Origin of the sequence: Pseudomonas sp. EggHat1 (assembly GCF_014892995.1) — a bacterium.
Taxonomy (GTDB): Bacteria; Pseudomonadota; Gammaproteobacteria; order Pseudomonadales; family Pseudomonadaceae; genus Aquipseudomonas; species Aquipseudomonas chaetocerotis.
Window position 1 is genome coordinate 192,980 of sequence record NZ_JACKQK010000004.1, and the last position, 22,580, is coordinate 215,559.

The following is a 22,580-nucleotide window of genomic DNA, read 5'->3' on the forward strand; positions in this document are numbered from 1 at the left end:
CCACGTCACTTCACCAGAACAAGAAGAATCCATGGAAAACCTCGGCTATACCTCGGTTCCCGCCCTGCTCAAATACCTGCGCCAGGCCGAACAGCTCGGCCTGGACATCGACCTTGCCCTGGCCGCGGCCGGCATTGGCGCGCAGGACTTGACCGACAATGGCAAGCGCATGCCCAGCGAGGTGCATGAGCGCCTGCTGGCACATCTGCTGGAGGTTTCCGGCGACAGGTTGTTCGGCCTGCATGCGGCGCGTTTCGTGCAGCCCGGCTCGTGGAGCGTGCTCGGCTACATCGCCATGAACTGCGCCACATTGGGCGAAGCCATGGGGCGCATCGTGCCCTACGAGAAGCTGGTGGGTGACATGGGCACCAGCCGTATCGAGGCGGCCGAGGATCACGTGCGGCTGATCTGGAGTTGCCGTCATCAGGCGCCGGACGTGCGTCGCCACATGGTGGAGAACGTGCTTGCCTCCTGGCTGCTGTACGCCCGCTGGATCGCCGACTCCGAACATTCGCCGCGCGAGGTGTGGTTCGAGCACGCGCAACCAGCCGCCACCGACCTGGCCGAGTACCAACAGCTGTTCGGCTGTCCGGTGCTGTTCGAACAACCCTGCAATGCCCTGCTGGTGCCGCTGGACTACCTCGGTGTGCCGTTGCGCCAGGCCGACGCCAACCTGCTGCGCACACTGGAAGAGCATGCACTGACCCTGATGGCCGGGCTGGATGACGACGAGCCACTGCCTCGCCGAGTGAAAAACGCGCTGCGCCTGCTGCTCAAGGACGGCCTGCCGCGCAAGGAACGGGTGGCAGAGAAGTTCAACATGACCGTGCGCACCCTGCAGCGCCATCTGCAGCAGGCCGGTACCAGCTACCAGCAGATCCTCGACGAGCTGCGCCAGGAGCTGGCCGAGCACTACCTGCTGCGCAGCGACCTGGCGATCCAGGACATCGCCTGCTACCTGGGCTTCACCGAATCACGCTCGTTCCACCGCAGTTTCAAGAGCTGGACCGGGCAGACGCCGGGCGAGTTTCGCGAAAGCCGGCGCCGGGACAATCCACTGGGCTAGCGCGAGGCTCGGAAACGTCGCGCGAGCCAGTAGTCGAGGCTCAGCCAGCGTCCCGCGCCACTGAAGAACAGTGCCACCAGCATCACCAGGTAGGTGGCGGCGAACTCGATGCCATTGTTCAGCACCACGAACTTGCCACTGCCGGTCAGCCAATCGTAATTGCCATGCTCACGCAGGATGCTCCGCGCCCGTTCGAGCTTCTCCGCCGCCGCCAACACACGTTCGTTGGCAAAGGGTGCCGATGGGTCGGCAATCGCCTGCCAGCCATAGGGCCAGTGCACGGCGAAGATTGCCACCAGCATGGTGACGATCAGTGGAATGCTCACCCAGCGAACGGCCAAGCCGAACAGCAACAGGATGGCACCACCAGCCTCGGTCAGCGCCGCCGCCCAGGCCAGCAGTTCGGGAAACGGCAGGCCAAGACCCCAATCCGGGTTGCCGAACCAGGCAGCGGTGGCCTCGATATCCGATAGTTTCCGCGTGCCGGCCATCCAGAACACCGGCACCAGATACAGGCGCAGCAACAGCGGGCCGAGAAAATCCAGACGCCGGCAGGCATCCAGCGCGTCCTGAAGACGATTGAGCAGCGTGATCATGATGGTGACTCCTCGGAATACGCAAACCAGATATCGCGCGCCTGCCAGTCATCCAGCAGCGCGCGGGCGTTATCGAAATAGCTGCGATCAGCGGCCAGGCCATGCGCCGTGGCCAACTCCAGCTGCGCCTGCACAGGCGGTTCGCCAGCCTGTAGGCGCAGCGCCAACTGGTAGGCGAAAGGTGCCAGTTGCATGAAGCGCACCTGATCCTGTCGATCACGCCAGACCAGCAGGCAGGTCGGCTCGGCAGGCGGCTGCGTGGGGTGGTGATCGGCGCCGATCATCTGCACCGGCCAGCGATACGCCAGCGGCCACGCCAGTGGCGACCAGCCTCGCTCGGGCAACCGCGCGTCGCTGACATCCAGCGCCAGTTCGACCCACTCGTAATGTGCCAGCTCCAGCATGAACGCAGGATCATCAGGCTCGGCGCGATAGCCCTCCTGCAACCAGGCGATGAACTCCTGGCTGATCTCCAGAAAGTACGGCGTGCTCGCCCGGTGCTCGGCGAAAAAGGTGCGTAGCAGCCGCTGCCAGCGCTCGGTGCCAAGAATGCCACGCAGCACCGGAAAGGCCCCTCCAACCAGGCTGGCGACGTTGTTGAAGAACAGCTCTTCGTAGACCGCCATGCGCTCGGCCGTGATGCCCGGCAACAAAGACTGCGCCTCAGGCTGGCGGATCCGTGCAGCGAAGTCGCGCTGCTGCTCGATACCGCTCATGTGCCATACCTGCTCAGCGGTTGTGCGGCCTGCTGCAGGCTGCGGATATGCGCCAGCTCGGCATACAGCTCGGCCAGTGGCGGGAAGTTGAAGTCACGCTCCAGCAGCGTCGGGCGTACGCCATGCTGCGCATAAGCGCTGCTGAGCAGCGTCCACACTGGATCGATCACCGGCGCACCGTGAGTGTCGATCTTCAGGTCTGCCGCCTGGCCGTAATGACCGGCGACATGCAGATAGGCGATGCGCTCGCTGGGCATCGCGGCGATGTAGGCATCGGCATCGAAGCCGAAATTCAGGCTGTTGACGTAGACGTTGTTGACGTCCAGCAACAGCTGGCAGTCGGCACGTTCCAGCACCGCGCGGACGAAGCCTGCCTCGTCCAGCTCGCCGGGCAGGCGAGCGTAGGCCGAGACGTTCTCGATGATCAGCGGCCGCTCCAGCACGTCCTGAACGATGCGCACGCGCTCGGCGATGCGCTGCACCGACTCTTCGGAAAACGGTAGCGGCATCAGGTCATACAGCTGACCGTCGTCGGCACAGGCCGAAAGATGCTCGCTGTAGGCCAGCACGCCATGCGCGTCGAGAAAACCCTTGATGGCGTGCAGCAGTTCCAGGTTCAGCGGCGCGAAGCCGCCGAGGTTGAGGGACAGACCATGGCACAACAGCGGCCGGCGCTCGCTCAGGGCACGCAGTTGCTTGCCCAGGCGGCCACCGACACCGATCCAGTTCTCCGGCGCCACTTCGAGAAAGTCGGCGCCGCTGGCGTCATCACCGGTCAGCTCGGCAAGTAGTCCGCGACGCAGGCCGAGGCCGGCGCCGGTGAGGTTTGCGAGTCGCATGATCCGTCCTCTCCTCTGCCTTTACTCGCTTTTCTCGCCGCCGCATTTGCCTTCGCCGCACTTACCCTCGGCGTCGGCTTTCATCTCGCCACCACACTTGCCCTCGCCGCACTTGCCCTCTGCGTCGCCTTTCATCTCACCGCCGCATTTGCCTTCGCCACAGGCGCCTTCCTGTGCTTTCTCGGCAGCAGCCAGGCTGTAGCCGCTGGTCAGCTCCTGAGCGGCGAACGGGTTGCTCGCGGCATGGGCGGTGAACGCCATGGAAGTCAGCAGCGCAGCGCCCAGGGTGGCAGTCAGGGTATTGAGTTGTTTCATGGCATCTCTCCATCTGTTTCGAATACGGGGCCGGATTGGCCCTCTCGCAGCAATGGACGAGGCAGGAATGCGGGCGTTACAGCGAGGCTGGAATTTTTCGTAGCCCGGATGAAATCCGGGGGCGCTTTGCCCGCTACCAGTCGCGGCTACGACTGTATGGATGCAGGAGGTAGAGCGAAGCAGGATGCCAGAGCCGAAAGCCCTCCCACAGGCACAGGGACATCCACCGCACCGTGGGAGGCGCTTCAGCGGCGAGGCTTTGAGGAAGAGCACATGCGAGAAGGAAAAAGAAAACCCGGATCTCTCCGGTTTTTTTCAATCATTGTGACGGCGCGCCTGCGCCAGGCGCTCGGCCAGGGCATCGAGTTCGGGCAATTCATCCTCGGGCATCTGCCGGATCACCGCCTGGGTCAGCTTCATCTGGCGGATGAAACGTCGGCAGTTGCCGCACATGGCCAGGTGCGCGCGTACGGCCAGGCGCTGGCGTAGCGTCATTTGGCCGTCGAGATAATCGCTGGAATGAGCGACCAATTCCTTGCAGGTCAGCATTGGCCTGTCTCCTCGAAATGTTCCAGGGTGGCGAAGACTTTCAGGCGTGCTCGGTGCAGCAGCACACGGGCATTGGAGAGCGAGATGTCGAGAAGATTACAGATCGCCTCCAATTCCAGGCCCTGTCGCTCGCGCAGCACCAGTACGCTGGCCTGCAACTCCGAAAGGCTGGCCAATGTGTGCTCCAGGCACTCGCGCAATTCGTCCTCGGTGAGCAGGGCTTCGGGGCTGTCCTGGTGCCAGGCATGCGGCGCCAGCAGCCAGTGACCATCATCGGAGAAGCGCTCGTCACCCACCGTGCCGTGCGGCGCGGCCAAGTCATCGAGCAGCACCTCGCGGCGGTTGTGCTTGAGACGAGTCTTGGCGGTATTGGCGGTGATGGTCAGCAGCCAGGTCTTGAGGCTGGAGCGCCCCTGAAAGCCGCTGAGGCTGCGCACCACGGCGAGCCAGGCATCCTGCACCACCTCATCGGCGTTGCGGCTGCCGACGATGGCATAAGCCACCGCGCGCATCGCCCCCTGATAGCGAGCGACCAGCTCGCGGTAGGCCTTCTGCTCACCGGCGAGCAGACGATCCAACAGATCGGTATCGGACATAGAACTCCCATGTATAGGGCCTTGCGCGCACGATCAGGCTCTGTGTGCACGCCAGGCATTCCTACAGAGAGTTCAACGCTTGCGCAAAATTACACTGCCGATCGAATAACCGGCACCGAAGGAGCTTAGAACACCCAGGCTACCAGCAGGCAGATCGTCCTGATTCTTGTGCAGGGCGATCACCGAGCCGGCCGAACTGGTGTTGGCATAGGTGTCGAGAATCACCGGCGCCTCGTGCGGCTCGGCATCGCGACCGAGCAGCTTGCGCGCGATCAGCAGGTTCATGTTGAGGTTGGCCTGATGCAGCCAGAAGCGCTTGACGTCGCTGACGTTGAGCTGGTTTTCCGCCAGGTGCGCGGCAATCAGCTCGGCGACCATCGGGCAGACGTCCTTGAACACCTTGCGGCCTTCCTGCACGAACAGTTTGTCGCGCGCGCCCACGCCCTCTTCCGCCGCGCGGTTGAGGAAACCGAAGTTGTTGCGGATGTTGTTAGAGAACTGGGTCAGCAGCTTGGTGCCGACCACATCGAACTGGTGCCTTGAGGTCGCCAGGTCGGCACGTTCGATGATCACCGCAGTGGCGGCGTCGCCGAAGATGAAGTGGCTGTCGCGGTCACGGAAGTTGAGGTGGCCGGTGCAGATTTCCGGGTTGACCATGAGGATGGCGCGGGCCTGGCCGGTCTGGATGGCAGTGGTCGCAGCCTGGATGCCGAAGGTGGCCGAGGAGCAGGCCACGTTCATGTCGTAGCCCCAGCCATCGATGCCGAGGGCGGCCTGCACTTCGATGGCCACCGCCGGGTAGGCACGCTGCAGGTTGGAGCACGCGACGATCACCCCGTCGATGTCTGCGACGGTCTTGCCGGCGCGCTGCAGCGCTTCCTTGGCGGCGCCCACGGCCATTTCGCAGAGAATGCCCCAGTCGTCGTTGGAGCGCTCGGGAATGCGCGGCACCATGCGCTGCGGATCGAGGATACCGTCCTTGTCGATGACGAAACGGCTCTTGATGCCCGACGCCTTCTCGATGAAGCCGCTGCTGGACTCGCTCAGCGCCTCCACTTCGCCACGGGAGATGGCCTCGGAGTTATCGGCGTTGAACTGCTGCACATAGGCATTGAAGGATGCCACCAGCTCGTCGTTGGAAATGCTGTTGGCCGGGGTGTAGAGGCCGGTACCACTGATCACGACGTTATGCACGCTCATTCCTCTTATCGGCCGCTGGCGGCCTCAGGCAGTTGGCCGGCGACAATGGCGCAGGCCGAAAATCGGGAGACTTGGGCCAAGCTCTTGCGACGGTTGGCTCCGGGCCACTGAGTGTGCCACAGGGCGATGGGGTTCGTCCTCAGCCCTTGAGAGTGTCTAGGTGGACAGAACATGACCCAATATAGCCGTTTGGTCTAAAGTCTTATCTCGATCCGCGCTTCTGGAGCTTGCATGAACCTCTCCCTGCTCAGCCGCTACGCATTCTTCGCCTTCTGCGTGCTGTTCACCCTGGCCAGCCTGCCTTTCCTTGGCCATGAATGGATGTGGCCCTTCACCCTGCTCAGCGCCGTACTCAGCCTGATCGGGATCGGCGATCTGCTACAGACGCGCCATGCGGTACGGCGCAACTACCCAATCCTGGGCAATATCCGCTACCTGGTCGAAGGCATCCGCCCGGAGATTCGCCAGTACCTGCTCGAAGGCGACGCCGAGCAACTGCCATTCTCCCGCGCCCAGCGCTCGCTGGTCTATTCCCGCGCCAAGAACGAAGGCGCCGACAAACCCTTCGGCACCCTGAGCGATGTGTACCAGAACGGCTTCGAGTTCATCAGCCACTCGATGCGCCCGGCGCCGCTGACCGACCCGTGTAGCTTTCGCGTGGAGATCGGCGGGCCGCAGTGCAGCCAACCGTACTCGGCCTCCTTGTTCAATATCTCGGCAATGAGCTTCGGTTCACTCAGCGCCAACGCCATTCGCGCGCTCAACGAAGGGGCAAAACTCGGCGAGTTCTACCACGACACCGGCGAAGGCAGCATCAGCCCCTACCACCGCGAGCACGGCGGCGATCTGGTCTGGGAGCTGGGCAGCGGCTATTTCGGCTGCCGTGCTTCCGACGGGCGCTTCGACCCAGAGCGTTTCGCCGCTCAGGCCAGCAGCCCGCAGGTGAAGATGATCGAGATCAAGCTCAGCCAGGGCGCCAAACCGGGCCATGGCGGCATCCTGCCCAAGCACAAGGTCACCGAGGAAATCGCCAGCACCCGCGGCGTACCGATGGGTGAAGATTGCATCTCGCCGTCGCGCCACAGCGCCTTCTCCACCCCCATCGAGCTGCTGCAGTTCATTGCGCAACTGCGCGAGCTGTCGGGTGGTAAACCGGTCGGTTTCAAGTTCTGCCTGGGCCACCCCTGGGAGTTCATGGGTATCGTCAAGGCGATGCTGGAGACGGGCATCCTGCCCGACTTCATCGTCGTCGATGGCAAGGAAGGCGGCACCGGCGCGGCGCCGCTGGAGTTCACCGATCACCTGGGCGTGCCGCTGCGCGAAGGGCTGCTGTTCGTGCACAACACCCTGGTCGGCAGCAACCTGCGCGACAAGATCAAGCTCGGTGCCAGCGGCAAGATCGTCAGCGCCTTCGATATCGCCCGCGTGCTGGCCATCGGTGCCGACTGGGCCAACTCGGCGCGCGGCTTCATGTTCGCTATAGGCTGCATCCAGTCGCAGTCCTGCCACACCAACAAGTGCCCGACCGGCGTGGCGACCCAGGACCCACTGCGCCAGCGCGCTCTGGTCGTCGAGGACAAGGCCCAGCGCGTCTACAACTTCCACCACAACACGCTCAAGGCACTGGCCGAGATGCTCGCCGCCGCCGGCCTCGATCACCCGGCACAGATCGATGCCAAGCACCTGGTACAGCGTATGTCGGCTACCGAGATCAAGCTGTTCGCCCAGCAGCACGTGTTTCTCGCGCCGGGCGAGTTGCTCAGCGGCCAGATCGCAGGGGAGTTCTACGAGCGCATGTGGCGCATGGCGCGTGCCGACAGCTTCGAGCCGGCGCCGGCTTGAGCGGCCGTCGTCTGGTTTGTTACGGCCAAGCTCGGCGCGGCACCGCTTAACGTCTTGAACCGGTAACCGCATGCGCCTTTCACTTTCCGCCCTGCTGCTTCTGCTCTGCCTCGCAGCCTCGGCCCAGGAGCAGCGCGCGCTGCGCTTCTCGGTGTCCGAGAGCTGGGCCATGCCGATGATAAAGATCGTCGATGGCCAGGCTACGGGCGGGATTCTCTACGATCTGCAAATGCGCCTGGCGCAGAAGGTCGGCCGCCGTGCAGAGATGCTGGTGCTGCCGCGCCTGCGCGTTCAACGTTTGCTGGTCAGCGGCGGAATCGACGTGCGCTGCTACGTCAATCCAGACTGGCTCGTCGAATCCCATCATCAGTACATCTGGAGCCTGCCTTTCATGGTGCAGCGCGACCTGATCGTCGCGCGCAAAGCCGACCCTGACTTCAAGCTGGAGCAGTTGCGAAATGAGCGCCTGGGTACGGTGCTGGGCTTCAGCTATCCAAACCTGGAGCCGCTGCTGGCCAGTGGTGCAATACACCGCGAAGACGCTCGCACCCAGGAACTGGTCCTGGAGAAACTCGAGGCCGGCCGTTACCGCTATGCCATCAGCAATCACCTGGCGTTGGCCTGGTTCAATCGCGACCTGCCGCCTAACCAACGCCTGCATGTGCTCGGTGAAATCAGCGCCGACCTGATCGCCTGCATCGTCCGCGACGAGCCGGACGTACCGACCCAGGCGCTGCTGCGTGCTCTGGTGCAGATGAGACAGGATGGCGAATTCGAGGCCATTCTCTCCCGCTATCGTTGATAGCGTACGGCGAGCGTGGCTAGCCGCTCAGATACCGCAACACCTGCTCAACTCGCTGCAACAACGAACCGCTCAAACAGGTGAACGCCCAGCCACGCCGATCCAGCTCCTGTTCGTACCAGCGGTTTTGTCGGCGGCGAAAGGCCTCGCCCTGGCGCGTGCCGTCCTGCACGAAGGGGAAGTCATCGGCGCACAGAAACAGGTGGTGATAGTGCCGCTCGGCCAACTGCTCCAGCTCAGCCTCGGCACGACCGAACAGTTCGCGGCAGTAGAACAGCGTGGTCAACGGCGTGGTGTCGCACACCAGGTAGCGCTGGCATTGCCCGGCCAGCGCCTGCTCACGGGCGACCTGGGAGCGGCCGATGCGCAGCAGATCGTCATAGGCGAGTACACCGCCCTGCTCTTCCCACAACTCACGGCCGTACTCGGCGGCGTGACGCGTACCCAGGGCTTCGGCCAGCGCCTGGGCGAGGCTGCTCTTGCCGCTGGACTCGCCACCTAGCAAGGCGATGCGCTCGACGAAATCGCCGTAGACCTGCGCCGCCAGGTAGTGGCGCAAGCCATGAATATCGGCGCGCAGACGCGTACCGGAAACCGGTACCTGAATGCGCGCACGATCGATCTCGACATGCTGCACTGGCCGGCCGAAACATCCGCTCAGGTGCGCGGCAAAACCGTCGCCGTAGGCCTCGCTGGTGAATACCGCGTCGACCGGGTGACCGAGCACTACCAGACAGAAATCGGCAACGAACTGGCGCTGCGCGGCATCGGCTGCGGATTCGTGGGGAAGGTCCGGCAGCAACAGGCCTCGTGCGCGCTGCCGGGCAACCCACTCGGGCGTCACCACCCAGCTGCGCAGTTCGGGAAAACGCACCTGCAACCAGTTAGCCCGCCGTTCAGGCTCGCAACCGGTAAGCTCCGGGCGGGCCCAGCTGAGCAGCACCAACTGCTCGCACTGCTCTTGCGCCTGACGGATCAACCACTCATGCCCGAGGTGCAGCGGTGCGAACTTGCCGACCACCAGCCCAATGGAAAATCGCTTGCTCATCTCAGACCGTCTGCGCGTTCAGTTCACGGCGCCAGCGATACAGGCCGTACCAGGCGTTACACCAGAACAGCAGGTAGATGAACGCCGTCAGATACAACTCGCGCGACGCGAACAGCGGCACCGCGAGGGTGTTCACCAGCAGCCAGCCGTACCAGGTTTCCAGCTTGCGGCGCATCAGCAGCAATTGCGCCAACACGCTCAACGTCAGCACCATCGAATCGATGAAGGGCGCGTAGGCATCGGTGAAATGATGCAGCAAGGCGCCGTATGCGCTGGCCACGGCCACCGCGAGCAGCAGCGCCAGGCCAAGCCCGGCTCCGCGCGAACGACTGAGCGGCAGCGCCTCGCCCTGGCGACCGTGCAACCAGCTCCACCAACCCAGCAGGCTGGTGGCGATGAAGAACGCCTGCAAGGTGACATCGGCATACAGCTGCACGCTGAAGAACAGCCAACCGAACAGCACACAACCGACCAGGCCAACGGCCCAGGTGTGCACCGAGTTGCGCGCCGCCAGCACGACCGAGATCAGATAGAAGAGGTTGGCGAAGATCTCCAGCGACGACGGCATGCACGCATCCTTATGAACATGGAATCAGCCGCGCAGCCTAGCACGTGACGTAGGCCACAGCCGTGCATGCGTCACCTGACAACAGGGCCGATCCATGCTCTGATAGGCCTCCCCTCGCACTCCAAAGGACTGGATCGCCCCATGCCTCTGCTCGCCCTGCTGGTCATCGCCTGCCAAGTCACCTGCGGCCTTCACGTGGTTCGCAGTGGCCAGGAACGCTACTGGCTGTACCTGATCATCGCCCTGCCCGGCCTCGGCTGCCTGATCTACTTCCTCGGCATCATGCTGCCGGATCTGCTCGGCAGCCGACGCGGCCGCCGCACGCTCAACCGCCTGCACGACAGCATCGACCCGCAGCGCCACCTGCGCGCCCTGCGCGATGAACTGGATATTCGCGACACCCGCGATACCCGCGTCAACCTGGCCGATGAACTGCTGCGTATGGGCCAGGCCGAGGAAGCGGCCACGCACTATCAGATGGCATTACGCGGTATTCACAGCGACGCACCCGACATCCTCCTCGGCCTGGCCAGAGCACGTTTCGCTCTGGGCGACTTCGCCGGCTGTCAGGCAAGCCTCGACCAACTGATCACCAACAATCCGGACTTCCGCTCCAGCGACGGCCACCTGCTGTACGCCCGCGCTCTGGAAGGCCAGGGCAACGACCTCAAGGCCGAAGAGGAATACCGCGCTCTCGGCAGCTACAGCGCCAGCCCTGAAGCCAACTACCGCTACGCCCTGCTGCTGCAGCGACTGGGACGTCAGCGCGAGGCCATCGAACTGCTGCAACAGATCCAGACCCACGCCCGCCGCTCCGCACGGCACTATCGAGTGCTACACAAGGAGTGGCTGGATCTGAGTCAGAAGGCGCTGCTCGAACTGCAGCGCAACTAAGCGGCCGGCCAGCAGGCTACTCCCAGGCCTCGCGCTCACCCTTCCAGGCATGCAACTCGCGTTTCTGCGCCCCGGACCACAGCCAGCCGCCGCGTGCACCAACCAGGGTGCTGACCGCATGCTGGCGGCCGAAGCGATTGTGCCGAGCGAGCATCAGAGCGATATCGCGCAGCACGGCCAGGGTGCTGCTGTTGGACTGGAACAGCGGCGTCAGCAGGCGGCTGGCCTGGCGGTAGTAGCGCAGGTGATCACGACGGGCATCACCGTAGCGGGTGAAGATGGCCTGCCAGTCGAGCGCGTGCTGGTGCTGGTCACCGGCATTGCCGAGAGCATCGGCCAGTGCAACAGCATCGACCAGCGCCATATTGGCGCCCTGCCCCAGTTGCGGGCTCATGGCGTGGGCGCAATCACCGATGGCCAGGACGCGACCATCGTTCCAGCGTTGCATGCGCACGTCCGCATAGGCCGCCAGGGTCAGTTGCGCGGGATCATCGATCTGCTGCAGATAGGCCTCCGCAGCCTCGCCAGCAAGGCTGCGCACGCGGGTTTTCCAGGCCTCCAGCCCGCTGCTGCGCCAGCTCTCATGCTCGTTCAGTGGCAGGCTCCAGAACAGGCTGGTCAGCGACTTCTCACGGGCTTGGTGGGTGCAGCCGGTCGGCATCAGCCCGAACATCTCGCGGCAGCCGCGATACCACTGGCGCAACTCGCCAGACTCGGTCGCAGGCGAAGTCGGCAACATGCTCCACAGGGCGCCCCAGGGATAAGGCCGCGACCACTGCCGTACCTGCATCTGCGTACGCAGGGTCGAACGCGTGCCATCGGCCAGGATCAGTGCGGCGAAGTCTCCCAGGGGTTGCTCATCGCCCGCTTCGCTCTCACGCAGCAAGCGCACATGGCCGCTCGACTGCTCGAAGCGGCTCACCGTAACGCCGGTTTCCACCTGCACGCCCGCACGCTGAGCAGCATTGAGCAATGCCGTCATCAACACGCCGCGATGAATGCCAAGGCCGAAACTACCCGGCTGCCAGTCGTGATAACGGGTGTCGAGGATCACCCGGCCCTGGCAGCTGGTGCCATACAGGCGGCTGACCGGCGCACCCAACGCGGTGCATTCGGCCAGCAGACCAAGACGCTGCAGAACGGCCAGGCCGGAAGGCTGCAAGAGGATGCCGGCGCCCACCGGCTGCAGGCGTTCGACCCGCTCCAACAGGCGCACTGCGTAGCCCTGACGGGCAAGGAATATGGCGCTGGCCAGGCCAGCGGTACCCGCCCCTACGATGGCTATCGGCAATCCATTCACATTCATGCTCCCTGTTTTGATGCAGGGAATATTAACCGCCTGGCGTCACGCTAGATATGAACGCTCGCACAGCGGCAAAGCGATCAGGGCTTGTCCGGGCGGATATCGAAGCCACCCTTGTTCTGGCTGACGATGCGCAAGTGCTGGGTTTCCCCGCTTTTCACCGGCACAGCTACCTCGCGCAGCAGACGGCCCATGCCGCACAGGGTGTCGTCCATACGATCCGGCGTGATGCCGACCACGCGCGTGCCTGGCGGCACCTGGAAGGTCGCGACTTCGCCGACGCCGATGCGGGCTGCGACCTTGCGATCCACCTCGATGGCCACGAAGCAGCCCCCTCCCATCATCCCGAAGTCGCGATTGACCACGATCTGCGCACTGTTCGCCTGCGCCTCCTGAAATGCCAGCAGGCGATCTTCCGGCACCGGTTCTACATGCTCGGGGTCGCCCCGAAACGACGAACAACCGGCCAACAGCAACAGAGGTAGAGCGATGAAGATCGAGCGCATGAAGCCCTCCATGGGCAGGTGAATGCCGCCTGAGTATTGGGCTTGGCGAGCCTGCGGGCAAGATATCGATGGCAACGATTTTCGCTAGCACAAGCATCGATTTCTGCAATGAAGGGCGCGGTGTTTTCATTGCTCCCGAACCCAGCGCCACCTGAGTCGGCGCAACTGATCGGAGATTACCCGGATGAAATTCGCAGCCCTCAACGCCACCCTCCTCGCCGCTTTCGCCCCCATGGCCTTCGCCAGCGAGAAAGCACCTGCCAGCACCCAAGTGGATGTGCAGGAATACCAGTACGGCATGCAGCTGGACATCGACCAGGTTCTGCAGCGCACCGACAACAGCCGCAAGAGCGGTGTAGTGCCCAGCGTCCTGGTCTACCGCGACAGCCAGGGCGAAGTGCACGCCGTGCGTTTCGTGGAGTGGGGCGGGCTGAGCAACCAGAACGGCTAACCCACAGATTGCCTGAAGCCCCGGCCGAGTCACTCGTCCGGGGCAATACCGCTTCAGCCCTGCAGGCGTTTGACCAGACGAGCCTGCAGCGCTTCCAGCTCGGCCGGGTCGGCCTTGGTGGCCGCATGAATACCCAGCCCCTCGCCCTCGAAGCGCGGGATCACGTGCATGTGGATATGGAACACCGTCTGCCCGGCAGGCGCGCCGTTGAACTGCGCGACCTGCACACCAGCCGGTTGCAGTTCGTCGACGACCGCCTGGGTGACCTTCTTCACCACGGCCATGACCTTGGCCAGGCTGGCGTCGTCGATTTCCAGGATATTGCGCGCGGCGGCGCGCTTGGGGATCACCAGGCTGTGGCCCCTGGATTGCGGAAACAGATCGAGGAAGGCCAGTACATCGTCGTCCTCGTAGAGTTTGTAGCAGGGCAAGTCGCCACGAATGATCAAGGCGAAGATGTTCTGGGAGTCGTAAGTACCGTGCAGGCTCATGCCGATGGGTTCCGTGCCGGGTGGATGAAAAACCCACCATACCGCCTCGCTCGCGTGCAGGGAACCAGGCAGGATTGCTCGAGTCGATGACTACTAGCAGCTGGATCGATTTCCTTCGCTCTGACCACTCGTGTTCTGATCGCCTCTTTCGTAGAGGCTGTTCAGGATCTCGCGAGCTAGAGCGATACAAGGCAAAAACAAGCGAGGAACGCTCGGAGTCGCGCTCGACTTTACGAATGGTAAATGAGCATTCCGAGCTTGTTTTTAACGCAGTAGCGCCGACGCGCAGCAGATCATGAACAGGCTCTTAGGCCCATTCGACATGGAACCCCACATGACCGACCTCAGCCCCTTCCACATCACCCGCAAATGGCCCGCCCAGCATCCCGAGCGTCTGCAGTTGTACTCGCTGCCCACGCCCAACGGGGTCAAGGCCTCGATCATGCTGGAGGAGATCGGCCTGCCCTACGAGCCGCACCTGGTCAGCTTCGATAGCAACGACCAGTTCAGCCCCGAGTTTCTCTCGCTGGCGCCGAACAACAAGATTCCCGCCATCCTCGATCCCGACGGCCCCAATGGCCATCCGCTGCCGCTGTTCGAGTCCGGGGCGATTCTGATCTACCTCGCGGAGAAGACCGGCAAGCTGCTGCCGCAGGACGCCGCTGCCCGCTACGAGACAATTCAATGGCTGATGTGGCAGATGGGCGGCCTCGGCCCGATGTTCGGCCAGCTCGGTTTCTTCCACAAATTCGCTGGTGCCGAGTACGAGGACAAACGCCCGCGTGATCGCTACGTCGCAGAGTCCGCGCGCCTGCTCGGCGTTCTCGATCAGCGCCTGCAAGGCCGCGACTGGATCATGGGCGAGTACAGCATTGCCGATATCGCCGTGCTGCCCTGGGTGCGCTGCCTGGTGGACTTCTACAAGGCCGGCGATCTGGTGCAGTTCGAACGTTTCGCCAACGTGCGCCGCGTACTCGATGCCTTCCTCGCCCGCCCGGCAGTTCAGCGCGGCCTGAACATTCCCGCGCGCGGCTGATGATAGTGCGGGAGTCGGCAGCCGACTCCCGTATCGCTGCAACGGCAGCGTTGCGCTGAGCTAACGGGTCGCCACCAATTGCTGCTCGACACTGCGCTGATCGGCCTGGCCGCCCAGGTACCAGCCGAGCAATCCCCACAGCGCCGCACAGGCAGCGCCCACCAACGCCACCAGCCAGGCGCCCTGGGCCAGCATGTCGAGCAGGCTCTTGAGCCAGCCACTCATGGCATCGCCCGCGCGATAGACCACGGTGTCGATGAAGTTCTTCGCCTTGTACTTGCTCTCGGCATCCAGCGGCGCGAAGAGCATTTCCCGTCCTGGCCGCACGAAGGCGTATTCACCGATACGCCGGACGATCATCAGCGCCGCCAGCATGGCGAAGGTCGGCATCAAGGCCAGGCCGATGAAGCCGACGCACACCAGCAGCGGCACGCAGGCCAGCAACACCCGCACGCCCAGGCGCCTGGCGATACGCCCGGTGATGAACAGCTGGGCAAACAGCGCCCCGGCCTGCACCACGAAATCGATGGCCCCGAACACCCGCACCTGATCGGCGCGCTGCGGGAACAGCTCGGCCACCAGGCGGGCCTGCTCGAAGTAGAGAAAGGTACTGGCCGTGGCGAGCAGGATCACGAAACCGGCGATGCCGAACAGGTAGGGCGAAGACAGCACGCGCATCAGGCCGCTGAACGGGTTGCCCGGCACCGGGCGCCGCGGGCTTTCCGCCCGCACGGCACCGGCACGCCCTGCGCCACCCAGCTCGCGCCAGCGCATCAGCACCTGCTTGAGCGACAGCGCCACGGCCAGCAGCACAGCGGCCAGCAGAATCAACCCACTCTGCCCCAGCGTGTTCACCAGCAAGGCACTCAGTGCCGGGCCGACCAGACCGCCAACACTGGCACCGGCGGCGATGAAGGCGAACAGTCGCTTGGCCTGTTCGCTGTCGAACACGTCGGCCATGAGGCTCCAGGCCACCGAGACGACGAACAGGTTATAGACCGAAATCCACACGTAGAAGCTGCGCGCCAGCCACACGCTCTCCTCGGCACTGAAGAACAACAGGGCGAACAACGCCAGATTGAGGGTGAAGAAGCCATACACCCAGTCGATGAAGTGAATTCGCGGCACCCGCGAACTCAGCCAGGCGAACAACGGCACCGCGATCAGCATCACCACGAAGGTGGCGGTGAACAGCCATTGCAGGTTCTCCACACCCGAGACGATGCCCATCGCCTCGCGGATCGGCCGCAGCATGAAGTAGCCCGAGAACAGGCAGAAGAACAGGGTAAAACCGGCCAGCGCCGGCCACAACTCGTTGCGCTGCGCGTTGATGGCCACGGCCACACGCTGCGCCATCGTTGACGATGACATGCGAAATTCCTCGAAAGGGCGCGCCGGTACAGCGCGCCGGCATGACTCAGCCGTACCTGACGCCCGTCAGACGCTCGGCCACCGACCACAGGCGGGCCGCATCATCGGCGTCCGCCGCAGCCTCCGGCACCTTGGCCAGGCCCAATGGGCCGCGTTTTTCCTCTGCGCCGGTCGGTCCGTAGTAGCGACCGCCCTCGGCCTCGGCAGCCGTCGCCGCGAACAGCGACGACAGCGCGCCCTGCGCCGCCGAGTGATAGACATCGCGGTCCTTGGCCCACTGCTGAGCGAACTCGCTTTCAAGCCCTGGCCCGCGCTCGACCAGTTCGGTCACGGCCACACCAGGATGCGCGGCGACGCTGCGAATACCCCAGTCATTGGCCAGGCTGCGCCGCTGCAGCTCGAAGGCCATCATCAGGCAGGCCAGCTTCGACTGGGCGTAGGCGACGTAAGGGTTGTAGTCGCGCTCGGACTGCAGGTCATCGAAGTTGATACGGCCACGATTCACGGCAATGCTCGCCAGCATCACCACGCGCGGATCGGACGACTGGCGCAGCGACGGCAGGAGCAAGCCAGTGAGCGCGAAATGGCCAAGGAAGTTGGTCGCCAGTTGCATTTCGAAGCCATCGCGGGATACGCCGCGCTGAGGCGGCGCCATGATCGCGGCGTTGTTGATCAGCACGTCCAGCACCTCGCCCTCGGCATTCAGACGCTGGGCCAGGCTGCGCACCGAAGCCAGGTCGGCCAGATCCAACTGCTCGAAACGCACGCGTGCATCCGGCACCTGGGCACGAATACGTTCGATGCTTTCCGCGCCGCGCTGTCCATTGCGCGCGGCGATGATCACCTGCGCGCCGGCCCCGCTCAGGGCCAGGGCATCCTCGAAGCCCATGCCGCTGGTGCCGCCGGTGACCAGCATGCGCTTGCCAGTCAGCGCCAGCATGTCGCTTGCCTGCCATCCCAGTGAGGTATTGGCCCAGGCGAATGTCGGTACACCGCCCAACACCCCGTGCAAGGCCAGGCTGCCGCCTACCATGCCGAACAGTTTCAGGGCATCACGACGCGAATGGCCTCGCCCCACAGCATGCTTCTTGTCCATCGACTGATTCCTCGTGTCCGTTGACTCGATGCGCCAGAGCAGGCGCAGTTACAGGACATAGGGTGCGGGCAGACGGCGCGTACGATAAGCCGTCCAAAGCCGAACAGCGCATACGGTCAGGCGGACAGTTACCCGATGTTTCGCGGACGCGAAGCGTAGCCCGGATGCAATCCGGGGCCGTTGGTATGCATTCCCGGATTTCATCCGGGCTACATCCCAGCAGACGCTCCTCAGGATTGGCAAAGCGGCCGCTGCGCCGCATTATCAATCCCTTCGTCATCATACAGCCGACGCCCATGCGCCAACCCAACCTGTCCGATATCGCCCTGTTCGCTGCCGTGGTCGAGGCCGGTGGTTTTCGCGTCGCGGCGCAACGCCGTGGCATGTCGGCCTCGTCGCTGAGCGATTGCGTGCGCCGCCTGGAAAAGGAGCTGGGCGTGCGCCTGCTCAACCGCACCACACGCGGCCTGACGCCGACGGAAATCGGCGCACGCTTGCTTGAACGTCTGCGCCCAGCGCTGGACGAGATCAACGCGGCGCTCAACGATCTGCAGGAAGATCCGCAACACCCGGTCGGTTCGCTGCGCCTGCATGTGCCCGGCGTGATCGCGCGGCACATCCTGCCGCAACTGCTGGACGGCTTTCTCGCTCGCTACCCTGGCATCGCGCTGGAGGTGAACATGGACAACACCTTCATCGACGTGATCGGCGCTGGTTACGACGCTGGCATTCGCTACGAGGAAAGCCTGGCCAAGGACATGATCGCCCTCCCCATCGGGCCACGTCGCCAGTGTTTCATGGCGGTCGCTGCGCCCGGCTACCTGCAGCGCCATGGCACGCCGCAACACCCCAGCGAACTGAGCGAACATCGCCTGCTCGGCTACCGCTTCGCCAGCGGCAAGCTCGGCGTGTGGGAGTTCGAGCAGGATGGACGCACCCTGCGCATCGCTCCCGAAGGCCGGCTGGTGAGCTCGTCGCAGGACCTGCTGATCGCAGCGGCCTGCGCCGGCCACGGCATTCTCTACACCTTCGAGGAATACATCGCGACGCACCTCGCCAGCGGTCAGCTGCAGCCCTTCCTGCATGACTGGTGGCAGCATTTCGACGGACCCTACCTGTACTACCACAGCAGACTTCACGTACCGGCGCCGCTGCGTGCCTTCGTTGACTACGTGAAGACCCTCAACGCCTCCGACCACTCGTCTCCAGGCCCGAAATAGAGCGGCCGCCAATACCCAAGCAAGGCGCTGGGAGATTATAATCGCGCGCTTGCTTCTCCCCCTTCCAGGTCAGTCATGAACAGTTCTGCATCCGACGCCGCGACGAGTCTGTCGCCGGGCGCGATCCTTCTCATTCAACTCGCCCTCGCTCTCGGCGGCTTCGCCATCGGCACCGGCGAATTCGCCATCATGGGCCTGATGCCCAACGTCGCTGCCGATCTCGGCGTCAGCGAGCCGCAGGTCGGCCACGTGATCAGCGCCTATGCCCTTGGCGTGGTGGTCGGCGCACCGGTGCTGGCCTTGCTTGGTGCACGCCTGCCGAGGCGCATCCTGCTTCTGCTGCTGATGGGCTGCTTCGCCCTCGGCAACTTCGCCAGCGCCCTGGCACCGAGCTACGAGCCACTGCTGATCTTCCGCTTCATCGCCGGTCTGCCGCACGGCGCCTACTTCGGCATCGCCATGCTGGTGGCCGCCTCGATGGCGCCGCCGCACAAGCGCGCCAAGGCGGTAAGCCGGGTATTGGCCGGCCTGACCGTGGCGATCCTGATCGGCAACCCGCTGGCCACCTGGCTCGGCCAGTTCATGAGCTGGCGCTACGCTTTCGCCCTGGTCGGGGTGATCGCCATCACCACCATCGCCATGGTGGCGATCTTTCTCCCCGCCGACCCGCACGAGCAGCGCAGCAGCCCGTCGGGCGAACTGCGTGCTTTCAACCGCGCGCCGATCTGGCTGGCCCTGGGCATCGGCTCCATCGGTTTTGCCGGGATGTTCTGTGTGTTCAGCTACATGGCGCCGACCCTGCTTCATGTCACTCAGGTCGGGCCCGGCTGGATTCCCCTGGCCATGGGCGTGTTCGGCGCCGGCTGCATCGTCGGCAACAGTGCCGGCGGCTGGCTGTTCGACCGTCTACGCCTGCGCGCCGTAGCCTGGATTCTGGCCTGGAGCACGCTGGTGTTGCTGGCCTTCCCGTTCGCCGCACACAGCCTGTGGACCCTCCTGCCGGCGATCTTCGCCCTGGGCACCATGATTGCCCTCGGCCCGGCCCTGCAGACCCACCTGATGGACGTTGCCACTGGCGCGCAGACACTCGCTGCCGCGTCCAATCACGCCGCGTTCAACGTCGCCAACGCGCTCGGCCCCTGGCTCGGCGGCCTGGCCATCAGCGCCGGCATGGGCTGGACCGTGACCGGCTACATCGGCGCGGCCACGGCCATCGGCGGCCTGCTGCTGTTCGCCTGGGCGTGGAAGGTGCAGCGCGAGAACGCAGCAATCTGACAGGTGCGAGAGCGTGCGCCGGCAGGTATCGTCTACGTCCCGAGCCACTATCGCGTAACCCGCCCGATGATTGCCCAGCGTTTACGATTCGCCCTGATCGGCACTGCTCTGTTCACCGCCCTGACTGCCCACGCCCAGGTGGAGGTCGAGGCCAATGCCGGCCTGCTGGCGGCGAAGATTTCCGAAGAGATAGTTCCCGGCGACTACGAGAAACTGCTGGCTGGCTTGCGCGCCAACCCGGGCAAGCACACGCGCAAGGTCGTGCTGCTCGACAGCATCGGCGGCAGCGCGCCGGAGGCCATCCGCATGGGTCGCCTGCTGCGCGAAACCGGCTTCGAGGCGCTGGTGCCTTCTGGCGGCCTGTGCCAGGGCAGTTGCATCTATCTGCTGGCTGCCGGCAGTAAGCGCACCGTCAACGGCCACGTTGCCCTGCGCCGACCACCCTTCCCCGCTGGTGACTCGGCGCTGGCACAGGCCGCCCATGGCAGCCAGCCGTTCAGCCCGGCCAGGTACTTTCGCGACATGGGCGTCGACGTAAGCCTGGCGGAAGACATCTATCAGGTCGCGCCAGGGCGCTTGCGTCTGCTGAGCCAGGATGAGCTGGTGCGCTATCGGTTGAAATAGCGATACGGACTTGCAGGGATAAAGCCCCTGCATCACTCGATGCCGGTTGTTTTTCAGGTTCTTCGCATTCTCGCGGGGAGGATACGCTTGATACCGGGCTGGTAATTAAGTGTTAGCTGCCAGTGCTGGCACTATCCGTTAGCGCGTCGTCTGATCTGATGGGTTTCGCCCCTTACGGGCGACTCACTTTCTTTGCTTGTGCAAAGAAAGTAAGCAAAGAAACACACCCCTACATACGAGCTAGGCGCCCCCGCCCTGCTGCGCCGGGGTTCCCTCGTTCCATCACCACTCCAGGGGCCCGCCACGAAGGGCCATCCCTGGCCCATCGTGGCTCTCGCGACATCCATGTCGCTCAACCCCTTACGTGGCGATTCCACTCGGCCTCCTGAAGGGGACTTGGGCGTCGTCTGTAACATCGCAGTTGAAGAGCAAAGGCAAGGCGCAGACGCCGCCAATTTCTATTTCGCGAAGATTATGCAAGCTCGCGACTCGGTCCCCTTCAGGAGGCCGAGTGGAGGTGTTGCGTAGGGGAGCGAGCCGCATGGATGCGGCGAGATACCGATGGCGGCCCCGCTTAATGGGCCAGGGATGGCCCATGTAAGCCGGCCCCCGGAGCAGCGCCGGAAAGAGGGAAGTTTCGCGCAGCGAAACCCGGATGTCGGGGTGCCCTTCTTTGGCACACCTTTCTTGGGCAAGCAAGAAAGGTGTGGCGCCCGTAAGGGGCGCAACCCAAACGTTCAGCGCACGCAGTAACGGATAGTGCTAAGCCCGTGAGCAAGACGCACACAAACTTGCCAGTCCGGTATCAACTGGCACTTTCCCCAAACTATGCGAAGAACTTTTCTCATCAGAACAGGAAAGTCAGCGCCAGGTTGAACAGCATCGCGGCGACGAAGCCGATGGGCGCGGCGCGCAGCAGCAGTTGCGAGAACAAGGTCGAGCGCACCTTGTCGTCCGTGCAGGAGCCCAGCAACAGGCTGCCGCCGGAGGAGAACGGCGAAATCGAGGTGGCCTGGGCACCTACGACGATGGCGATGAAGATGATCATCGGATCGATCGACATCGACGCTGCCAGCGGCAGCACCATCGGGAACAGCGCCGGCGTCACCACACCGAGCGTACTGGCGAAAATCGACATCAATGCAGCCACCACGCCGAAGGCCACCGGAATCATCAACGGCGGGATATTGCCGCCGATCCAGGACGCCAGGGCATCGATGGTGCCAGCCTTGATCGCAACGGTAATCAGCATGCCGACGCCGCAGATCATGATCAGCGTGGCCCAGGGCACGGACGCGATGGCCTTGCGCTCGTCACCCAGCTTGAGCAGCAGTGCGATCACCGAGAACACGCTGGCAATCAGGCCGATATCCACCTTGCTGTTGATGAACCTGACCGTGGCGTTGTCCGGAAAGGCCAGCAGTGCCAGGGGCGCGGCAAGCACCAACACCATCATCAGCAGAGTCAGCAGCAGGGTCAGCTTCTGTTCACGATTGAAGGCCTCCGGCAGATCGGCGGCGAGCACCGCATTCTTCAGGTTGCGGCCATGACCACCGAGGAAGACGAAGGCGGAAATCACCAGCACCGGGATAATCGCCGTGCTGGCGAAGATCGCCAGGGCGTTGACGAAGGCTTCGCTCTCGGGCATGCCCGCGCCGGTCATCAGGCCACGGAAGATGATGCCACTCTGACTGGAAACGAAGTTGGCTCCGGCCAGTGCCCCATAGTTCACCGCCATGCCGCCGAGAATCAGGCTCATGCCGGTACGCTGGCACAGCAGCAGAGTCAGCGGTGCCATGAAGGCCAGCACGGTGTAGTAACCGGCCCCCATGGCAGCGATCACCCCCGAGGTCAGCAAAATGGCATAGGGCAGCAGGTGCGGCACGCCACGGCAGCGATACAGCAGATGCCCGGCGAGTTTTTCCAGAGTGCCGTTGACGGTGGCGAAGCTGTAGAACAGGCAGACCGAGAAGATCACGAAGAAGATCTTCAGCGGCCACATGTTGATGATGTCGCCCGGGCTCATGCCCATGCCGAAGCAGCCCAGCAGGTAGGCGAAGGCAATGGCGAACAGGCCGATGTTGATCTTGGTGGTGTACCCCAGCGCGACGGCGAGGACGATCGCGGCGACGACGAGCAGGCTCATCATGATTTGATTCCTTTTGTTGTTCTGATG

At 63.9% G+C, this 22,580-nt stretch carries 24 protein-coding genes; 9 read left to right on the plus strand and 15 right to left on the minus strand.

Annotated features, from left to right (window positions below; translation table 11 throughout):
- Nucleotides 1-31 precede the first annotated feature (31 nt).
- Nucleotides 32-1,066: an AraC family transcriptional regulator gene (locus INS93_RS09215; RefSeq protein ID WP_160020398.1), complete on the plus strand. Its 1,035-nt coding sequence runs from the start codon at nucleotides 32-34 to the stop codon at nucleotides 1,064-1,066.
- On the opposite strand, the gene INS93_RS09220 is transcribed toward INS93_RS09215, so the two are convergent.
- The 7 genes from INS93_RS09220 to INS93_RS09250 all read right to left on the minus strand — a co-directional run bounded on the left by INS93_RS09220 (nucleotide 1,063) and on the right by INS93_RS09250 (nucleotide 5,871).
- Nucleotides 1,063-1,662 (minus strand): DoxX family protein, encoded by a 600-nt coding sequence (locus tag INS93_RS09220; RefSeq protein WP_192981165.1) that lies wholly within the window; start codon nucleotides 1,660-1,662, stop codon nucleotides 1,063-1,065. The genes INS93_RS09215 and INS93_RS09220 overlap by 4 nt on opposite strands.
- Entirely contained in the window at nucleotides 1,659-2,378 is a 720-nt protein-coding gene (locus tag INS93_RS09225; protein WP_192981174.1) for a DNA-binding domain-containing protein, read from the minus strand. The genes INS93_RS09220 and INS93_RS09225 overlap by 4 nt, the downstream gene beginning before the upstream one ends.
- Nucleotides 2,375-3,217: a DUF692 domain-containing protein gene (locus INS93_RS09230; RefSeq protein ID WP_192981176.1), complete on the minus strand. Its 843-nt coding sequence runs from the start codon at nucleotides 3,215-3,217 to the stop codon at nucleotides 2,375-2,377. Before INS93_RS09230 ends, INS93_RS09225 begins: the two co-directional genes overlap by 4 nt.
- 21 nt (nucleotides 3,218-3,238) lie before the next feature.
- Nucleotides 3,239-3,532: a hypothetical protein gene (locus tag INS93_RS09235; RefSeq protein WP_192981181.1), complete on the minus strand. Its 294-nt coding sequence runs from the start codon at nucleotides 3,530-3,532 to the stop codon at nucleotides 3,239-3,241.
- A gap of 315 nt (nucleotides 3,533-3,847) precedes the next feature.
- Nucleotides 3,848-4,081 carry an anti-sigma factor family protein gene (locus INS93_RS09240; protein ID WP_192981183.1) on the minus strand — a complete coding sequence of 78 codons (234 nt, stop codon included), beginning with the start codon at nucleotides 4,079-4,081 and terminating at the stop codon, nucleotides 3,848-3,850.
- A complete protein-coding gene (locus INS93_RS09245; RefSeq protein WP_160020404.1) occupies nucleotides 4,075-4,677 on the minus strand; it encodes an RNA polymerase sigma factor in 603 nt (200 codons plus the stop codon). The genes INS93_RS09240 and INS93_RS09245 overlap by 7 nt, the downstream gene beginning before the upstream one ends.
- Before the next feature lie 72 nt (nucleotides 4,678-4,749).
- Nucleotides 4,750-5,871, minus strand: coding sequence for a beta-ketoacyl-ACP synthase III (locus INS93_RS09250; RefSeq protein WP_192981185.1), 1,122 nt, complete (start codon nucleotides 5,869-5,871; stop codon nucleotides 4,750-4,752).
- A gap of 237 nt (nucleotides 5,872-6,108) precedes the next feature.
- Between INS93_RS09250 and INS93_RS09255 the strand changes: the two genes are divergently transcribed.
- The gene (locus INS93_RS09255; protein ID WP_192981187.1) at nucleotides 6,109-7,719 is read left to right on the plus strand and encodes an FMN-binding glutamate synthase family protein; all 1,611 of its coding nucleotides are present in this window, start codon (nucleotides 6,109-6,111) and stop codon (nucleotides 7,717-7,719) included.
- Between the two features lie 70 nt (nucleotides 7,720-7,789).
- On the plus strand, nucleotides 7,790-8,521 hold the full coding sequence (locus INS93_RS09260; protein ID WP_192981189.1) for a substrate-binding periplasmic protein: 732 nt from the start codon (nucleotides 7,790-7,792) through the stop codon (nucleotides 8,519-8,521).
- Nucleotides 8,522-8,540: 19 nt separating this feature from the next.
- On the opposite strand, the gene INS93_RS09265 is transcribed toward INS93_RS09260, so the two are convergent.
- Both INS93_RS09265 and pnuC read right to left on the minus strand, forming a co-directional pair.
- Nucleotides 8,541-9,569 carry an AAA family ATPase gene (locus INS93_RS09265; protein ID WP_192981191.1) on the minus strand — a complete coding sequence of 343 codons (1,029 nt, stop codon included), beginning with the start codon at nucleotides 9,567-9,569 and terminating at the stop codon, nucleotides 8,541-8,543.
- A gap of 1 nt (nucleotide 9,570) precedes the next feature.
- Entirely contained in the window at nucleotides 9,571-10,137 is a 567-nt protein-coding gene (gene pnuC, locus INS93_RS09270) for a nicotinamide riboside transporter PnuC (protein WP_192981193.1), read from the minus strand.
- Nucleotides 10,138-10,278: 141 nt separating this feature from the next.
- Here pnuC and INS93_RS09275 point away from each other — a divergent pair, with 141 nt between their 5' ends.
- Nucleotides 10,279-11,031: a tetratricopeptide repeat protein gene (locus tag INS93_RS09275; protein ID WP_192981195.1), complete on the plus strand. Its 753-nt coding sequence runs from the start codon at nucleotides 10,279-10,281 to the stop codon at nucleotides 11,029-11,031.
- 16 nt (nucleotides 11,032-11,047) lie between these two features.
- On the opposite strand, the gene INS93_RS09280 is transcribed toward INS93_RS09275, so the two are convergent.
- Both INS93_RS09280 and INS93_RS09285 read right to left on the minus strand, forming a co-directional pair.
- Nucleotides 11,048-12,331 carry an FAD-dependent oxidoreductase gene (locus INS93_RS09280; protein ID WP_192981197.1) on the minus strand — a complete coding sequence of 428 codons (1,284 nt, stop codon included), beginning with the start codon at nucleotides 12,329-12,331 and terminating at the stop codon, nucleotides 11,048-11,050.
- Nucleotides 12,332-12,414: 83 nt separating this feature from the next.
- Nucleotides 12,415-12,840 (minus strand): 3-isopropylmalate dehydratase, encoded by a 426-nt coding sequence (locus INS93_RS09285; protein ID WP_160020413.1) that lies wholly within the window; start codon nucleotides 12,838-12,840, stop codon nucleotides 12,415-12,417.
- A 184-nt stretch (nucleotides 12,841-13,024) separates the two neighbouring features.
- Between INS93_RS09285 and INS93_RS09290 the strand changes: the two genes are divergently transcribed.
- Complete coding sequence (locus INS93_RS09290; RefSeq protein ID WP_160020414.1) at nucleotides 13,025-13,291, plus strand: DUF2790 domain-containing protein; 267 nt, start codon at nucleotides 13,025-13,027, stop codon at nucleotides 13,289-13,291.
- Between the two features lie 53 nt (nucleotides 13,292-13,344).
- Here the strand turns inward: INS93_RS09290 and INS93_RS09295 are convergent, their stop codons facing one another.
- Nucleotides 13,345-13,782 (minus strand): HIT family protein, encoded by a 438-nt coding sequence (locus INS93_RS09295; RefSeq protein ID WP_017677695.1) that lies wholly within the window; start codon nucleotides 13,780-13,782, stop codon nucleotides 13,345-13,347.
- Nucleotides 13,783-14,116: 334 nt separating this feature from the next.
- Here INS93_RS09295 and INS93_RS09300 point away from each other — a divergent pair, with 334 nt between their 5' ends.
- Complete coding sequence (locus tag INS93_RS09300; protein ID WP_192981199.1) at nucleotides 14,117-14,818, plus strand: glutathione S-transferase N-terminal domain-containing protein; 702 nt, start codon at nucleotides 14,117-14,119, stop codon at nucleotides 14,816-14,818.
- A 60-nt stretch (nucleotides 14,819-14,878) separates the two neighbouring features.
- Here INS93_RS09300 and INS93_RS09305 read toward each other — a convergent pair whose 3' ends face one another.
- Nucleotides 14,879-16,189, minus strand: a complete 1,311-nt coding sequence (locus INS93_RS09305; RefSeq protein ID WP_192981200.1) for an NTP/NDP exchange transporter — start codon at nucleotides 16,187-16,189, stop codon at nucleotides 14,879-14,881.
- A 46-nt stretch (nucleotides 16,190-16,235) separates the two neighbouring features.
- Nucleotides 16,236-17,285 (minus strand): SDR family oxidoreductase, encoded by a 1,050-nt coding sequence (locus INS93_RS09310; RefSeq protein WP_192981202.1) that lies wholly within the window; start codon nucleotides 17,283-17,285, stop codon nucleotides 16,236-16,238.
- A gap of 296 nt (nucleotides 17,286-17,581) precedes the next feature.
- Here INS93_RS09310 and INS93_RS09315 point away from each other — a divergent pair, with 296 nt between their 5' ends.
- The 3 genes from INS93_RS09315 (at nucleotide 17,582) to INS93_RS09325 (ending at nucleotide 20,404) form a co-directional block, all read left to right on the plus strand.
- The gene (locus INS93_RS09315) at nucleotides 17,582-18,505 is read left to right on the plus strand and encodes a LysR family transcriptional regulator (RefSeq protein ID WP_192981204.1); all 924 of its coding nucleotides are present in this window, start codon (nucleotides 17,582-17,584) and stop codon (nucleotides 18,503-18,505) included.
- A gap of 75 nt (nucleotides 18,506-18,580) precedes the next feature.
- Entirely contained in the window at nucleotides 18,581-19,780 is a 1,200-nt protein-coding gene (locus INS93_RS09320) for an MFS transporter (protein ID WP_160020420.1), read from the plus strand.
- A gap of 66 nt (nucleotides 19,781-19,846) precedes the next feature.
- On the plus strand, nucleotides 19,847-20,404 hold the full coding sequence (locus INS93_RS09325; protein WP_192981457.1) for a hypothetical protein: 558 nt from the start codon (nucleotides 19,847-19,849) through the stop codon (nucleotides 20,402-20,404).
- An 847-nt stretch (nucleotides 20,405-21,251) separates the two neighbouring features.
- Here INS93_RS09325 and INS93_RS09330 read toward each other — a convergent pair.
- Nucleotides 21,252-22,553 carry an SLC13 family permease gene (locus tag INS93_RS09330; protein ID WP_192981206.1) on the minus strand — a complete coding sequence of 434 codons (1,302 nt, stop codon included), beginning with the start codon at nucleotides 22,551-22,553 and terminating at the stop codon, nucleotides 21,252-21,254.
- Nucleotides 22,554-22,580: the final 27 nt, after the last annotated feature.

Coding starts and splice junctions, on each gene's coding strand:
- INS93_RS09215 (WP_160020398.1), top strand. CDS start 32: ATGGAAAACCTCGGCTATACCTCGGTTCCCGCCCTGCTCAAATACCTG.
- INS93_RS09220 (WP_192981165.1), bottom strand. CDS start 1,662: ATGATCACGCTGCTCAATCGTCTTCAGGACGCGCTGGATGCCTGCCGG.
- INS93_RS09225 (WP_192981174.1), bottom strand. CDS start 2,378: ATGAGCGGTATCGAGCAGCAGCGCGACTTCGCTGCACGGATCCGCCAG.
- INS93_RS09230 (WP_192981176.1), bottom strand. CDS start 3,217: ATGCGACTCGCAAACCTCACCGGCGCCGGCCTCGGCCTGCGTCGCGGA.
- INS93_RS09235 (WP_192981181.1), bottom strand. CDS start 3,532: ATGAAACAACTCAATACCCTGACTGCCACCCTGGGCGCTGCGCTGCTG.
- INS93_RS09240 (WP_192981183.1), bottom strand. CDS start 4,081: ATGCTGACCTGCAAGGAATTGGTCGCTCATTCCAGCGATTATCTCGAC.
- INS93_RS09245 (WP_160020404.1), bottom strand. CDS start 4,677: ATGTCCGATACCGATCTGTTGGATCGTCTGCTCGCCGGTGAGCAGAAG.
- INS93_RS09255 (WP_192981187.1), top strand. CDS start 6,109: ATGAACCTCTCCCTGCTCAGCCGCTACGCATTCTTCGCCTTCTGCGTG.
- INS93_RS09260 (WP_192981189.1), top strand. CDS start 7,790: ATGCGCCTTTCACTTTCCGCCCTGCTGCTTCTGCTCTGCCTCGCAGCC.
- INS93_RS09265 (WP_192981191.1), bottom strand. CDS start 9,569: ATGAGCAAGCGATTTTCCATTGGGCTGGTGGTCGGCAAGTTCGCACCG.
- pnuC (WP_192981193.1), bottom strand. CDS start 10,137: ATGCCGTCGTCGCTGGAGATCTTCGCCAACCTCTTCTATCTGATCTCG.
- INS93_RS09275 (WP_192981195.1), top strand. CDS start 10,279: ATGCCTCTGCTCGCCCTGCTGGTCATCGCCTGCCAAGTCACCTGCGGC.
- INS93_RS09285 (WP_160020413.1), bottom strand. CDS start 12,840: ATGCGCTCGATCTTCATCGCTCTACCTCTGTTGCTGTTGGCCGGTTGT.
- INS93_RS09290 (WP_160020414.1), top strand. CDS start 13,025: ATGAAATTCGCAGCCCTCAACGCCACCCTCCTCGCCGCTTTCGCCCCC.
- INS93_RS09295 (WP_017677695.1), bottom strand. CDS start 13,782: ATGAGCCTGCACGGTACTTACGACTCCCAGAACATCTTCGCCTTGATC.
- INS93_RS09300 (WP_192981199.1), top strand. CDS start 14,117: ATGACCGACCTCAGCCCCTTCCACATCACCCGCAAATGGCCCGCCCAG.
- INS93_RS09305 (WP_192981200.1), bottom strand. CDS start 16,189: ATGTCATCGTCAACGATGGCGCAGCGTGTGGCCGTGGCCATCAACGCG.
- INS93_RS09310 (WP_192981202.1), bottom strand. CDS start 17,285: ATGGACAAGAAGCATGCTGTGGGGCGAGGCCATTCGCGTCGTGATGCC.
- INS93_RS09315 (WP_192981204.1), top strand. CDS start 17,582: ATGCGCCAACCCAACCTGTCCGATATCGCCCTGTTCGCTGCCGTGGTC.
- INS93_RS09320 (WP_160020420.1), top strand. CDS start 18,581: ATGAACAGTTCTGCATCCGACGCCGCGACGAGTCTGTCGCCGGGCGCG.
- INS93_RS09325 (WP_192981457.1), top strand. CDS start 19,847: ATGATTGCCCAGCGTTTACGATTCGCCCTGATCGGCACTGCTCTGTTC.
- INS93_RS09330 (WP_192981206.1), bottom strand. CDS start 22,553: ATGATGAGCCTGCTCGTCGTCGCCGCGATCGTCCTCGCCGTCGCGCTG.